Origin of the sequence: Streptomyces sp. NBC_01288, from assembly GCF_035982055.1 — a bacterium.
In the GTDB taxonomy this organism is placed as follows: domain Bacteria; phylum Actinomycetota; class Actinomycetes; order Streptomycetales; family Streptomycetaceae; genus Streptomyces.
In genome coordinates this window covers 3,962,100-3,974,790 of sequence record NZ_CP108427.1, presented here as the reverse complement: position 1 = coordinate 3,974,790, position 12,691 = coordinate 3,962,100, and the positions used below count along the sequence as shown (strand labels likewise).

The 12,691-nt window shown below is 70.0% G+C and carries 11 protein-coding genes; 7 read left to right on the top strand and 4 right to left on the bottom strand.

Features of this window, described 5'->3' with window-relative positions; all coding sequences use genetic code 11:
• The first annotated feature begins 32 nt into the window (after positions 1 to 32).
• The 5 genes from OG194_RS17255 to OG194_RS17235 all read left to right on the top strand — a co-directional run bounded on the left by OG194_RS17255 (position 33) and on the right by OG194_RS17235 (position 5,868).
• Positions 33 to 1,703 (top strand): ABC transporter ATP-binding protein, encoded by a 1,671-nt coding sequence (locus OG194_RS17255; RefSeq protein ID WP_327407108.1) that lies wholly within the window; start codon positions 33 to 35, stop codon positions 1,701 to 1,703.
• A complete protein-coding gene (locus OG194_RS17250) occupies positions 1,700 to 2,827 on the top strand; it encodes an ABC transporter permease (protein WP_327401743.1) in 1,128 nt (375 codons plus the stop codon). Before OG194_RS17255 ends, OG194_RS17250 begins: the two co-directional genes overlap by 4 nt.
• Positions 2,824 to 4,086, top strand: coding sequence for an ABC transporter permease (locus tag OG194_RS17245; RefSeq protein ID WP_327401742.1), 1,263 nt, complete (start codon positions 2,824 to 2,826; stop codon positions 4,084 to 4,086). Before OG194_RS17250 ends, OG194_RS17245 begins: the two co-directional genes overlap by 4 nt.
• The gene (locus OG194_RS17240) at positions 4,083 to 4,493 is read left to right on the top strand and encodes a cytidine deaminase (protein WP_327401741.1); all 411 of its coding nucleotides are present in this window, start codon (positions 4,083 to 4,085) and stop codon (positions 4,491 to 4,493) included. Before OG194_RS17245 ends, OG194_RS17240 begins: the two co-directional genes overlap by 4 nt.
• A gap of 82 nt (positions 4,494 to 4,575) precedes the next feature.
• On the top strand, positions 4,576 to 5,868 hold the full coding sequence (locus tag OG194_RS17235) for a thymidine phosphorylase (RefSeq protein ID WP_327401740.1): 1,293 nt from the start codon (positions 4,576 to 4,578) through the stop codon (positions 5,866 to 5,868).
• Positions 5,869 to 6,150: 282 nt separating this feature from the next.
• On the opposite strand, the gene OG194_RS17230 is transcribed toward OG194_RS17235, so the two are convergent.
• Positions 6,151 to 7,071, bottom strand: coding sequence for an AEC family transporter (locus OG194_RS17230; protein ID WP_327401739.1), 921 nt, complete (start codon positions 7,069 to 7,071; stop codon positions 6,151 to 6,153).
• 100 nt (positions 7,072 to 7,171) lie between these two features.
• Here OG194_RS17230 and OG194_RS17225 point away from each other — a divergent pair, with 100 nt between their 5' ends.
• Positions 7,172 to 7,567, top strand: a complete 396-nt coding sequence (locus OG194_RS17225; protein ID WP_327401738.1) for an STAS domain-containing protein — start codon at positions 7,172 to 7,174, stop codon at positions 7,565 to 7,567.
• On the opposite strand, the gene OG194_RS17220 is transcribed toward OG194_RS17225, so the two are convergent.
• Positions 7,451 to 8,470, bottom strand: a complete 1,020-nt coding sequence (locus OG194_RS17220) for a sigma-70 family RNA polymerase sigma factor (protein WP_327401737.1) — start codon at positions 8,468 to 8,470, stop codon at positions 7,451 to 7,453. The genes OG194_RS17225 and OG194_RS17220 overlap by 117 nt on opposite strands.
• Before the next feature lie 978 nt (positions 8,471 to 9,448).
• Positions 9,449 to 10,738 (bottom strand): MFS transporter, encoded by a 1,290-nt coding sequence (locus OG194_RS17215; RefSeq protein ID WP_327401736.1) that lies wholly within the window; start codon positions 10,736 to 10,738, stop codon positions 9,449 to 9,451.
• 63 nt (positions 10,739 to 10,801) lie between these two features.
• On the opposite strand from OG194_RS17215, the gene OG194_RS17210 reads away from it, so the two are divergent.
• Positions 10,802 to 11,758, top strand: a complete 957-nt coding sequence (locus OG194_RS17210; RefSeq protein WP_327401735.1) for a LysR family transcriptional regulator — start codon at positions 10,802 to 10,804, stop codon at positions 11,756 to 11,758.
• 96 nt (positions 11,759 to 11,854) lie between these two features.
• Here OG194_RS17210 and OG194_RS17205 read toward each other — a convergent pair whose 3' ends face one another.
• Positions 11,855 to 12,619 carry a prolyl oligopeptidase family serine peptidase gene (locus OG194_RS17205; protein ID WP_327401734.1) on the bottom strand — a complete coding sequence of 255 codons (765 nt, stop codon included), beginning with the start codon at positions 12,617 to 12,619 and terminating at the stop codon, positions 11,855 to 11,857.
• Positions 12,620 to 12,691: the final 72 nt, after the last annotated feature.

Sequence of the window (12,691 nt, the reverse complement as noted above, 5' to 3'; positions counted from 1 at the left end):
CCAGCAACCCTCCACTCGGCGATCAGTCGACGATCGCGGTCGAGCTGGTGGGGATCACCAAGCGGTTCCCGGGTGTCGTCGCCAACAGCGACATCCGCTTCAGTGTCCGAAAAGGCACCGTGCACGCCCTCGTCGGCGAGAACGGCGCCGGCAAGTCGACCCTGATGAAGATCCTCTACGGCATGCAGAAGCCGGACGAGGGCACCATCGCCGTCGACGGCGAGCTCGTCACCTTCTCGTCCCCCGCCGACGCCATCGCCCGCGGCATCGGCATGGTCCACCAGCACTTCATGCTCGCCGACAACCTCACCGTCCTGGAGAACGTCGTCCTGGGCAGCGAGAAGCTGCACGGCATCGGCGGCGGCGCCCGCAAGAAGATCAAGGAGATCTCCGACCGCTACGGCCTGAACGTCCGCCCGGACGTCCTCGTCGAGAGCCTCGGTGTCGCCGAGCGCCAGCGCGTGGAGATCCTCAAGGTCCTCTACCGCGGTGCCCGCACCCTGATCCTGGACGAGCCCACCGCCGTCCTGGTGCCGCAGGAGGTCGACGCCCTCTTCAGCAACCTGCGCGAGCTGAAGTCCGAGGGCCTCGCGGTCATCTTCATCTCGCACAAGCTCGGCGAGGTCCTCTCCGTCGCCGACGAGATCACCGTCATCCGGCGCGGCACCACCGTCGGCACGGCCGTCCCCTCCGCGACGACCCCCCGCCAGCTCGCCGAGATGATGGTCGGCAGCGAACTTCCCACCCCCGAGACGGCGGAGTCCACGGTCACGGACACCCCCGTCATCGAGGTCAAGGGCCTCACCGTCTACGCCGCCGGCGGCGCCTCCCTCGGCGCCGAGTCCGAGCCCACCGCAGGCGGCCTGCTCGGCGACCTCGCCCCCGCGACCGGCACCGCCAAGCGCGTCCTGGACGACGTCACCTTCACCATCCACGCCGGTGAGGTCATGGGCATCGCCGGCGTCGAGGGCAACGGCCAGACCGAACTGATCGACGCGCTGATCGGCCTGAAGAACGCCGACTCCGGCACCATCGGCTTCCTCGGCGACGACATCACGCCCTGGGCCACCCGCAAGCGCCGCGAACAGGGCATCGGTTACATCCCCGAGGACCGCCACCGCCACGGCCTCCTCCTGGAAGCCCCGCTCTGGGAGAACCGCATCCTCGGCCACGTCACCGAGAAGCCCAACTCGCGCGGTCGCCGGGGCCTCTGGCTCGACATCAAGGGCGCGCAGGCCGACACCCGCCGGATCGTCGAGGAGTACGACGTCCGCACCCCCGGCATCGACGTCACCGCCGCCTCCCTCTCCGGCGGCAACCAGCAGAAGCTGATCGTCGGCCGCGAGATGAGCCACAAGCCGAAGTTCCTGATCGCCGCCCACCCCACCCGCGGGGTGGACGTCGGCGCGCAGGCCGCGATCTGGGACCAGATCCGCGAGGCCCGCCGCGAGGGCCTGGCCGTGCTGCTCATCTCCGCCGACCTGGACGAACTGATCGGCCTGTCGGACACCCTGCGCGTGATCTACGACGGCAGGCTGGTCGCCGATGCCGACCCGGCCACCGTCACACCGGAGGAGCTCGGCTCGGCCATGACCGGCGCCGCGACCGGTCACCTCGAACACGTCGAGGAAGCAGCGGACGGCGCGGACAGCACCGTAGAAAACGCGGACGACACCGCCGCCCCGGAGGACGAGGCCCGATGAAGAAGTTCGACAAGGAGCGCGTGCTCCTCGCCGTGGCCGGCCCGGTCATGGCGCTGGTCGCCGCGATCCTGCTGACCTCGGTCGTGCTGCTCGCCTCGGGCAAGAACCCGATCGAGCCGTACAACCTGATGCTCCAGCAGATCGGGTACTCCGACGTCCAGGTGCTGATCATCAACCAGGCGTCGATGTACTACATCGCCGCCCTGGCGGTCGCCCTCGGCTTCCGGATGAACCTGTTCAACATCGGCGTCGACGGCCAGTACCGCCTCGGCGCCGTGATGACCGCGGTCGTCGGCGCGCACGTAGCCCTGCCGGCCGTGCTCCAGGTGCCGCTGCTGCTCCTGGTCGCCGTCCTCACCGGCGCCTTCTGGGCCGGCATCGCGGGTGTCCTCAAGGTCACCCGCGGGGTCAGCGAGGTCGTCGCCACGATCATGCTGAACGCGATCGCGACCAGCCTGATCCTCTACCTCACGCAGACCAACACCTGGGGCGTGCAGGTCGGCAACAACATGACGACCGGCATCATGAAGAAGTCCGGCTGGATCCCGGGCATCGACCTGGGCTCGGACGTCGGCGAGATCTACGGCCTGGTCTTCCTCGCCGTGATCATGGGCGTCCTGTACTGGCTCGTCCTCAACCGCACCCGCTTCGGCTTCGACCTGCGCGCCACCGGCGAGTCCGAGTCCGCCGCCGCGGCCTCCGGCGTCGACGCCAAGCGCATGACGCTCACCGCGATGCTGATCTCCGGCGGTGTCGCCGGCCTCGCCGGACTGCCGCTGCTCCTCGGCGACAGCCACACCTACAGCCTCACCTTCCCCGAGGGCCTCGGCTTCACCGCCATCGGCATCGCCCTGCTGGGCCGCAACAACCCCGGCGGCATCGCGCTGGCCGCCCTCCTCTGGGCCTTCCTCGACAAGGCGTCCCCCGCCCTGGACTACGCGACCCCGGTCGCGTACCAGAAGGAGATCGCCACGATCATGCAGGGCCTGATCGTCTTCGCGGTCGTCATCTCGTACGAGGTCGTCCGCACCTGGGGCCTGCGCCGCCAGCAGAAGCGCGTCGGCGAGGAACTCGCCGCGGCCGCCCGCAACAACTCCGAGAAGAAGGAGGTGGCGGCCCGATGAGTACCGCGACCATCGCCAAGCCGCAGGCGCAGCAGCCCGGCAAGGGCGGCCGCCGTTTCTCGCTCCCCGTGCTCCTGCTGATCATCGCGGGCGCCCTGATCCTCACCTCGCTGGTCCGCGTGATCACCGGCGCGGACGGCATCACCTCCACCGGCCAGATGTCCACGGCCCTGCGCGCGGCGGTGCCGATCGGCCTCGCCGGTCTCGGCGGCCTGTGGGCCGAGCGCGCGGGCGTCGTCAACATCGGCCTCGAAGGCATGATGATCCTCGGCACCTGGTTCGGCGCCTGGGCGGGCTACCAGTGGGGCCCGTGGGTCGGCATCGTCTTCGGCATCATCGGCGGCTGCCTCGGCGCGCTGCTGCACGCCATCGCCACAGTGACGTTCAACGTCAACCACATCGTCTCCGGTGTCGCCATCAACATCCTGGCGCTGGGCACCACCCGCTACCTCTCGAAGTTCACCTTCGCCAACACCGAGCAGGGCTCCGCCAAGCAGTCCCCGCCGATCGACTCCCTCGGCACCTTCGACATCCCCGGCCTCTCCACCTGGCTGGACAAGCTCAACGAGAAGCACTGGTTCCTGCTCTCGGACATCGCGGGCCTCATCGGCGGTCTGATCACCGACCTCTCCCCGCTCACCGTCATCGCGGTGGCTCTGGTCCCGGCCACCTGGTGGGTCCTGTGGCGCACGGCCTTCGGCCTGCGCCTGCGCTCCTGCGGTGAGAACCCGGTGGCCGCCGAGTCCCTCGGCGTCAACGTCTACAAGTACAAGTACATCGCCGTGATCATCTCCGGTGGCTTCGCCGGCCTCGGCGGCGCCTTCCTGTCGATCGTCGCGTCCAACGTCTACCTCGACGGCCAGACCGGCGGCCGCGGCTACATCGGCCTCGCCTCGATGATCTTCGGCAACTGGATGCCGGGCGGACTCGCCCTCGGCGCGGGCCTGTTCGGCTACACCGACAGCCTCAACCTGCGCGGCGGCTCCACCAACGTCCACGCCCTGATCCTGCTGATCGGCTTCCTGCTGGTCGCCGGCTGCGCGTACATGGTCTGGAAGAAGCGCTACGTCCCCGCCGTCGTCACGGCTGTCATCGCGGCCCTGATGTTCGTCTGGTACGCCACCACCGACGACGTCCCGACCCAACTGGTCGGCGCCAGCCCCTACATCGTCACCCTGCTGGTGCTCTCGCTCTCCGCGCAGCACCTGCGGATGCCGAAGGCGGACGGCCTGCCGTACCGGAAGGGGCAGGGCAAGTGACCTCGCCCGCCGCCGAGTTGGCCGTCGACTGGGACGAACTGCGCACCGAGGCGCGGGAGGCGATGTCCCACGCGTACGCGCCGTACTCGGGCTATCCCGTAGGGGTCGCCGCCCGGGTCGACGACGGCCGCACGGTCTCCGGCTGCAACGTGGAGAACGCGTCGTACGGCCTCGGCCTGTGCGCCGAGTGCGGGCTGGTCTCCAACCTCCAGCGCACCGGCGGCGGCCGGCTGACGCACTTCACGTGCGTCGACGGCAAGGGCGACATCCTCGTCCCGTGCGGCCGCTGCCGTCAGCTGCTGTACGAGTTCGGCGGCCCCGGCCTGCTGGTGGAGACACCGGCGGGCATCCTGCCGCTCTCGGAGATGCTCCCGCAGGCCTTCGGGCCGGACCATCTCACCAGGTAACTCCCGTACGGCCCCGCCGAGTTGGTCCATTCCCCTCGGCGGGGCCGCACATTTTCTGAACGTTCGGAAGGAAAGCCAAGCCATGGCGCAAGTCTCGATGGACGCCATCTCCGTCATCCGCACCAAGCGGGACCGCGGTGAACTGAGCGACGAGCAGATCGACTGGGTCATCGACGCGTACACCCGCGGAGATGTGGCCGACTACCAGATGGCCGCCCTCAACATGGCGATCCTCCTCAACGGCATGAACCGCCGCGAGATCGCCACCTGGACCGCCGCGATGATCGCCTCCGGCGAGCGCATGGACTTCTCGTCCCTCTCCCGCCCGACGGCAGACAAGCACTCGACGGGCGGCGTCGGCGACAAGATCACGCTCCCCCTGGCCCCGCTGGTCGCGGCCTGCGGCGCGGCCGTCCCCCAGCTCTCCGGCCGAGGCCTCGGCCACACCGGCGGTACCCTCGACAAGCTGGAGTCGATCCCCGGCTGGCGCGCCCTGCTCTCCAACGAGGAGATGCTGTCGGTCCTGGAGACCACGGGCGCGGTGATCTGCGCGGCGGGCGACGGCCTGGCCCCGGCGGACAAGAAGCTGTACGCACTCCGGGACGTGACGGGCACGGTGGAGGCGATCCCCCTCATCGCCTCCTCGATCATGTCGAAGAAGATCGCCGAGGGCACGGGCTCCCTGGTCCTGGACGTGAAGGTCGGCACGGGCGCGTTCATGAAGACGATCGAGGACGCGCGTGAACTGGCGTCCACGATGGTGGGGTTGGGCACGGACCACGGCGTTCGGACGGTAGCGCTCCTGACGGACATGTCGACCCCGCTGGGTCTGACGGCCGGCAACGCCCTCGAAGTACGGGAATCCGTCGAGGTGTTGGCGGGCGGCGGTCCCTCGGACGTGGTCGAGCTGACCATCGCGCTGGCCCGGGAGATGCTCGACGCGGCCGGAGTGAAGGACGCCGACCCGGCTAAGGCCCTGGCCGACGGTTCCGCGATGGACGTCTGGCGCCGGATGATCGCGGCACAGGGCGGCGACCCGGACGCGGAGCTGCCGGTGGCGCGTGAGCAGCATGTGGTGACGGCTTCGACGTCGGGAGTCCTGACCCGCCTCGACGCCTACGACATCGGCATCGCCGCGTGGCGCCTCGGCGCGGGCCGCGCCCGCAAGGAGGACCCGGTGCAGGCGGGCGCGGGAGTGGAGATGCACGCCAAGCCGGGAGACGTGGTGACAGCGGGTCAGCCCCTGCTGACCCTGCACACGGACACGCCCGAGCGCTTCGAATACGCCCTGGAGGCGGTGAAGGGTTCCTACGACATCGGCGCGGCGGGGGCTACGTTCACGGCTTCGCCGGTGGTGCTGGAGCGCATCGCCTGATCGGTGATTGGCGGTTCGTCACGGTGGAGGGGCTGGGACTTCGAGGGTTCCGGCCCCTTTCGCTCTGCCTGGGGGGAAGGGGGTCGGGGCTTGCAAGTCCCAGTCCCCTTACGGCTTTTCAGGGGCGCGCGGAAGGGGCTGAGCTTTCGGATCCCGGTCCCTTCCGGTTTCTGGGGCGCGGGGGCGGGCTGGTCTTTGGGACTCCGGTCACCTGGTTCTTTTAGGGGCGCGGGGAACTGCGCGACCAGCCACAGCGCACCCGCGGACAAACAACAACCGCACCTACCCGAGCAGCGCGGCAATCCCCACCAACACCGGCACCGACAACACCGTCGACAGCAGGATCGAGTCCCGAGCCAACCCCTCACCCACCCGATACCGGCTCGCGTACGTGTACAGGTTCTGCGCGGCAGGCAGCGCCGAGGTCACCACCACGTCGAGCAACGCAGCCCCGTGAATGCCGAACACCCCCACCGCCAACGCCCACGCAATCACCGGCTGCCCCACGACCTTCAACCCGACCGACAACAACACCGGTTGACGATCCGCTCCCCGCCCCGGCATCTTGCTGCCCCGCAACGAAATCCCGAACCCGATCAGAACCGCCGGCACAGCCATGTTCCCGATCAGCGTGAGAGGTTCCATCACCGGGTCCGGCACATGAACCCGGCTCGCCGCAACCGCAACCCCCGCAAGCGACCCCACCGCAACCGGATTCCGCAGCGGCGTGAGCAGCCGTAGCCACAACGGCCCCTTCTCACCCGCCCCCGACAGATCGAGGACCGTCAACGCGAGCGGGCTCACCACCACGAGCTGGAACAACATCACCGGCGCCACCAGCGACGCATTGCCGAGGACGTACACCGAGATCGGAATCCCGAGGTTGCCGGAGTTGACGTAGCTCGAACACAGAGCCCCGATCGTCGTACGGCCGACACCCCAGCCCCGTACGACCCCCGCCACCACGAACACCCCCGCCACCGCCGCCGTGCTCAGCACCGTCACGAGCAGCCCGCTGGAGAAGATCACCGACAGGTCGGCCCGCGCGAGGGTCGTGAACAGCAGTGCCGGGGACGCGATGTTGAAGGCCAGCTTGGTCAGGACGTCCCGCCCGTGTTCGCCGAGGGAACCGCGCAGGCCGATCAGATAGCCGACCGCGATGACCACACCGATCACCGCGAACCCGGTCAGCACCCCCTGCACGACACCCCCTCGGCACCGACGCCGGCGCGCGGGAGGGCGTCGGGTATCCAGGGCGGGGCTGATCCGTGGGGCATACAGCAAATCTAGGCGGTCGCCCCCGATGAGTTACGACCGCCCACCCGGTCTACCGATCGTGGACGCCAAGACACCCGCTGTACTCGTGCCGGCCCGCCCCGTCACCCGTGACGAGGTGGCGGGGCTGTGCGCCGAGCTACGGGCACTGCTGGAGGCGACGGCCGGTACCGGAGCGGTCCTGGTCGAGATCGAGGTCGTGGGACCAGGACCGCCGGGGCTCAGTACCGTCGACCTCCTGGCCCGCCTCGCACTGACCGCCCGCCGGGCCGGTGGCCGGATCAGACTCCGCGACCCCGCCCCCGCCCTACGCGCCCTCCTCGACCTCGTCGGACTCCGCGTCGAGATGGAGGGGCAGGTCGAACAGCGGGAACCAGCGCTTCGTGTCCAGGAAGAAGTGGAACCCGGTGAGCCCGCCGTCTGAGATCTCCAGGATCTGGACCGCCCAGGGCGCGTAACCACCCGTCTCGGGGTCCGGCTTGTACTGGGCGAAGCCCGGCAGACCGTTCACCTGGACCGGGATCAGGCGTGAGCCCTCGCAGGCGGAACCGATCGTCGTCATGAAGCCCGTGATGTCGTCGTGGCCGGTGAGCCACAGGTCGAACGGCGGCATCGTCATGATGGCGTCCTCGTGCAGCAGCGCGGTGAGCGCGGCCATGTCGTAGCCCTCGAAGGCGGCGACGTACCGCTCAAGAAGCTTGCGCTGCTCCTCGTCCAGCGGGTCCGACACGGCGGCGTCGGCCGCTTTGTCGTCCCGCTCGGCGAGGGTCGCCCGGGCCCGCTGCAACGCGCTGTTGACCGACGCGACCGAGGTGTCGAGCAGCTCGGCCACCTCGTTCGCACGCCAGGCGAGCACCTCGCGCAGGATCAGCACCGCCCGTTGTTTGGGCGGGAGTTGCTGTAGGGCGGCCATGAACGCGAGCCGTACGGACTCCTTGGCCACGGCAGCCTCCGCGGGGTCTGCGACGGCCGGCAGCACGCGCGCGTCCGGCATCGGCTCCAGCCAGGTGTTGTCCGCGCGGGGCGACAGCGCGGCCTGCGCGAGGGGGGTGGAGTCGCTGAGATCGACGGGCCGTGCCCGCTTGTTGCCGGCGGACAGCATGTCCAGGCAGACGTTGGTCGCGATCCGGTACAACCAGGACCGCAGACTCGACCGCCCCTCGAACTTCTCGTAGTTCCGCCAGGCGCGGACCATCGTGTCCTGCACGGCGTCCTCGGCCTCGAAGGAGGAGCCGAGCATCCGATAGCAGTACCCGGTCAGCTCGACGCGGTGCTTCTCCAGCCTGACATCGAGGTCGTCCGTCGTAGTCACAACGCTGTCACTCATGGTCTCGTCCACCCACCCCTGTGGCCGTTCTTCCCTTACCCCGAAACGTAGCGCAGCCCACTGACAATGGCGCGAGGAGTGAACGAACGTGCAGGTCAACGCGATTACAGGTCACCCGGTATTGATGCGGGCGTCCCTGGGGGCTACGCCCCCAGACCCCCATCGGCCCCGAAAGGGCCTCGTCCTCAAACGCCGGACGGGCTGAATTTCCGCACCCTGTACTGGATTGCCGACCTGCGCTGGATCTCGCCGCCCGTACTGGGCGGCCGCCCTGCGCTGGCTGCCGACGCCTGTACCGGGTAGCCGCCGTGGGCTGGTACTGGTCGCCCGTATTGGGTCGCCGCCCGGCGTTGGATGTTGACGGCCTGCATCGGCCAGCCGACCGGCGCTGGATGTCGGTGCCTGCACTTGGTAGCCGCCGGGTGCTAGACCTCGGCGCCCGTCTGCAAGCTGGCCCGCGCTGGCCCTGGCTGCCCGTACTGGATCGCCGCCCTGCGCTGGATCTCGCTGCCCGCACTCGAACCCCGAACTGGAAAGCGCCCCGATACGACAGCCCCCAAGCCCCCGCCTCCCGCCCTCCCGGGCCAAGCCCCCACCCCCAGCCCTCCCGGGCCAAGCCCCGCCTCGGCCCCTCCAGGCCAGGCCGCTGTCTCCAGCCCTCTCGGGCCAAGCCCCCGCCCCCCAGCCCTCCAGGCCAGGCCCCGCCTCGGCCCCTCCAGGCCAGGCCGCCGTCTCCAGCCCTCTCGGGTCAGGCCCGCGCCCCCAGCCGCCGTGGGCCAAGCCCTCGCCTCCCGCCCTCTCCGACCGGGCCCCTGCTCCCAGCCGCCTCGGACCGGGCCCCTGCTCCCAGCCGCCTCGGACCGGGCCCCTGCTCCCAGCCGCCTCCGACCAGGCCCCTGCCCCCAGCCCCCTCGGGCCAGACACCGCCTCAGCCCCTCCAGGCCAGCCCCTTCAGTTCAGGCCCCGCCTCAACCACCCTCATGCAGCCGCCGCCCCAACCCCCCGCCGCTCCACCCGAGCCGCCCGCGACCCCAACACCGTGATCGTCACAACCCCGGCCACCGCCAGCACCCCGACCCCCACCGTCCCGGCCCAACCCCCCGCGTGGAACGCCATCGCGCCGACCGTGCTGCCGGTGCTGGAACCGATGTAGTAGGCGGACTGGTAAAGGGCCGACGCCTGCGCGCGCCCGGTCGTGGCCGTTTTGCTGACCGCCGAGGAGGCGACCGCGTGCCCCGCGAAGAAGCCGGCCGTGATGAGGACCAGGCCGAGCAGTACGAGGGGGAGTGAGTCGGCGAGGGAGACCAGCAGACCCGTCGCTGTCGTACCGCCCGCCAGGTACAAGGCACCCCGGCGCCCCAGCCGACCCACCAACCGGCCTGCCGTGGACGCCGATACCGTCCCCACCAGGTACACGAGGAAGATCGAGCCGATGAGGCCCTGGGGGAGGGAGAAGGGGGCCTCGGTGAGGCGGTAGCCGATGACCGTGTAGACGCCGCCGAAGACCGTCATGAACAGGGCGCCGATCGCGTACAGCCGGCACAGCAGCGGGTTCGCGAGGTGGTCGCGGACCGTGCGGGCCAGCACGCGCGGGCGCAACGAACCCGGCGTGAAGTGCTGAGGGGCGGGGAGCAGGAGGCGGAAGGCGACCGCGCAGCCGACCGCGATCACACCGATCACCGCCACCGCGACCCGCCAGCCCCACTCCTGCGCGACCCACCCGGTGATGACCCGGCCGCTCATCCCGCCGACACTGTTGCCCGCTACGAACAGGCCGATCGCCGTGACCAGCGCCTTCGGCCGGACCTCCTCCGCCAGATACGCCGTCGCCGACGCGGGCAGCCCGGCCAGCGCGGCCCCCTGGAGGAACCGCAACGCCACCAGCGCGCCCAGCGACGGCGCGAACGGCACCAGCACCCCGAGGCTCACCGCGACCACCAACGACGCCGTCATGACCGTACGACGTCCAAAACGTTCCGACAGCGCGCTCATCGGCAGGACGAACAACGCGAGCCCGCCCGTCGCCGCCGCCACCGTCCAGCTCGCCGCGCTCGCCGACACCGAGAAACCCGAGGAGATCAGCGGCAGCAGCGCTTGCGTGGAGTAGAGGAGCGCGAAGGTCGCCACGCCCGCGAGGAACAGCGCGAAGCTCATCCGGCGATAGCCGGGACCACCCGGCGTCAGCCGTGAGTCGGAGTCGGAGTCGGAGGTGGGGACAGGGCTCGCGGCGGCCACGATCGTGGACGCCCCGGTATCGGCGGAAGGCATGCTTCGAAGTTACGTAGACGCCCGCTGATCCGTCCAATGCACGGAAACGCCATAATCGTTCCCATGGTGCATCAGTACAGCTCACAGGCTCGCCTGTCACCGTCCGGTGACACAGAAGACATCGTCGCGCTGCTCGCGCCCCGCCTCGCGTACTTCGCCGGCGTGGCCCGCACCGAACACGTCACCCGGGCCGCGCAGGAGATGCGGGTCCCGCAGTCCACCCTGTCGCGGGCGATGGTCCGCCTCGAACAGGACCTGGGCGTCGACCTGTTCGCCCGCAGAGGCCGCACGGTGTCGTTGACCCCCGCCGGCCGCACCTTCCTCACCTCCGTCGAGCGTGCCCTCGCCGAGATCGAGAAGGCCGCCGACGAGGTCCGCGCCGACGCCGACCCCGCCACCGGCAAGGTCGCCTTCGGCTTCCTCCACACCCTCGGTTCCGAAACCGTCCCCGGCCTCATCCGCGCCTTCCGCGCCGACCACCCCCGCGTCCGCTTCAGCCTCGTCCAGAACTACGGCGAGGCCATGCTGGAACGGCTACGCGCCGGCGAACTGGACCTCTGCCTCCTGACCTCCCCGACCCTCGACGCCCCCGACGTCGTGGCCCACCGCCTCGACGTACAGAAACTCCGCCTCGTCGTCCCGGCCGACCACCGCCTGGCCACCCGCAAGCGCATCCGCCTCGCAGAAGCAGCGGACGAGACCTTCGTGACCCTGGAACCCGGCTACGGCCTCCGCAGCATCACCGACGCCGTCTGCAAGGAGGCCGGCTTCCGCCCGAAGATCGCCTTCGAGGGGGAGGAGGCCGAGACCCTACGGGGCCTGGTGGCGGCGGGCCTAGGGGTCGCCCTCCTGCCTCCACCAGCCGTACCCCGCCCAGGAGTTGCCGAGCTGACGGTCACAGCTCCGAGGGCGGTGAGGGAAATCGGCGTGGCGTGGTTGGACGGCCACCCAGACACCCCACCGGTGGCAGCTTTTAAGCAGTTCCTGTTGTCAAGAAGGGGCAACTTGCTACCGACGTAAGGCTGTTCCACCTAAGGGGCGCGGGGCTGTGTCAATTTGCGGCTCCGCCGCGCGGGCGCGACCAGCCACACACAACCCGCACACCGCAACGAAAGATCAGCCCCTGCGAAGCGACCGCCCAAACCCCGCAGCCAACGGCATCCGCAACCCCAACGGCGGCGGAGCCTGAAGCGCATCCTCAACAGGCCGAGAAACCGCCCGCCCGAACAACGCCCCCATCACGAAGTCCTGCGTCAGCGCATGCACTTCCTGCCGATGCTGATGCAACCCGTGCCCATCGGAATGCACTTCGAACCGACAGATGTCCCGGTTCGCCTTCTTCGCCCGAGCCGCCAACCGGAACGACAACTCGGGATCGGTCCGTTCGTCGTTCGTGCCGTGCACGATCAACACCCGCCGCCCCGCAAGCTGCTTCACCGGTTCGGGTGGCGCGGCGACATCCTGTTCCGGCAGCCAAGGAGCCAGCGCGACAACGGAGTTCACCGCCTCGTGCCCCGCGGAGCGCAACGCCGCGCGGGCGCCCATGTCGATCCCGGTGAGACACACGGGCACGTCCCCGTACCGCCGTACGACCTCCTCCACCGCCCACGCCGCGTCGTGCGCGAGAGACGCCTCGCTGCCGTTCCAGCCGCGACAGCGGTAGTGGACGACATGCGCGGCGAGCCCGTCACCGGTGCCCGCGCGGGCCAGTCGGCGGCCCAACGTCCGTACGGAGGCCGTCGCCAACATGGGTGAGGGTCTGCGGCTGGACACCTCCTCGCCGCCGGGGAGCAGCAGCACCACGCCGCTCACCGAGGTCGGTTCGGGACCGAGCGCTCTCCCCAGCCGGGCCGTCCTGACCGGCGTCGCTTGCTGTGCCATGACAGAACAGTGTCAGAAGCGAGCGTGTACGCCATCCTTCCGCGCGGTCACCGTTACGTATCGACGGATTCG

Bases quoted from the DNA above. Each gene is read 5' to 3' on its own strand.
- OG194_RS17250 (WP_327401743.1), top strand. From the start codon at position 1,700: ATGAAGAAGTTCGACAAGGAGCGCGTGCTCCTCGCCGTGGCCGGCCCG.
- OG194_RS17245 (WP_327401742.1), top strand. From the start codon at position 2,824: ATGAGTACCGCGACCATCGCCAAGCCGCAGGCGCAGCAGCCCGGCAAG.
- OG194_RS17235 (WP_327401740.1), top strand. From the start codon at position 4,576: ATGGCGCAAGTCTCGATGGACGCCATCTCCGTCATCCGCACCAAGCGG.
- OG194_RS17225 (WP_327401738.1), top strand. From the start codon at position 7,172: ATGAGTTACGACCGCCCACCCGGTCTACCGATCGTGGACGCCAAGACA.
- OG194_RS17220 (WP_327401737.1), bottom strand. From the start codon at position 8,470: ATGAGTGACAGCGTTGTGACTACGACGGACGACCTCGATGTCAGGCTG.
- OG194_RS17215 (WP_327401736.1), bottom strand. From the start codon at position 10,738: ATGCCTTCCGCCGATACCGGGGCGTCCACGATCGTGGCCGCCGCGAGC.
- OG194_RS17210 (WP_327401735.1), top strand. From the start codon at position 10,802: ATGGTGCATCAGTACAGCTCACAGGCTCGCCTGTCACCGTCCGGTGAC.
- OG194_RS17205 (WP_327401734.1), bottom strand. From the start codon at position 12,619: ATGGCACAGCAAGCGACGCCGGTCAGGACGGCCCGGCTGGGGAGAGCG.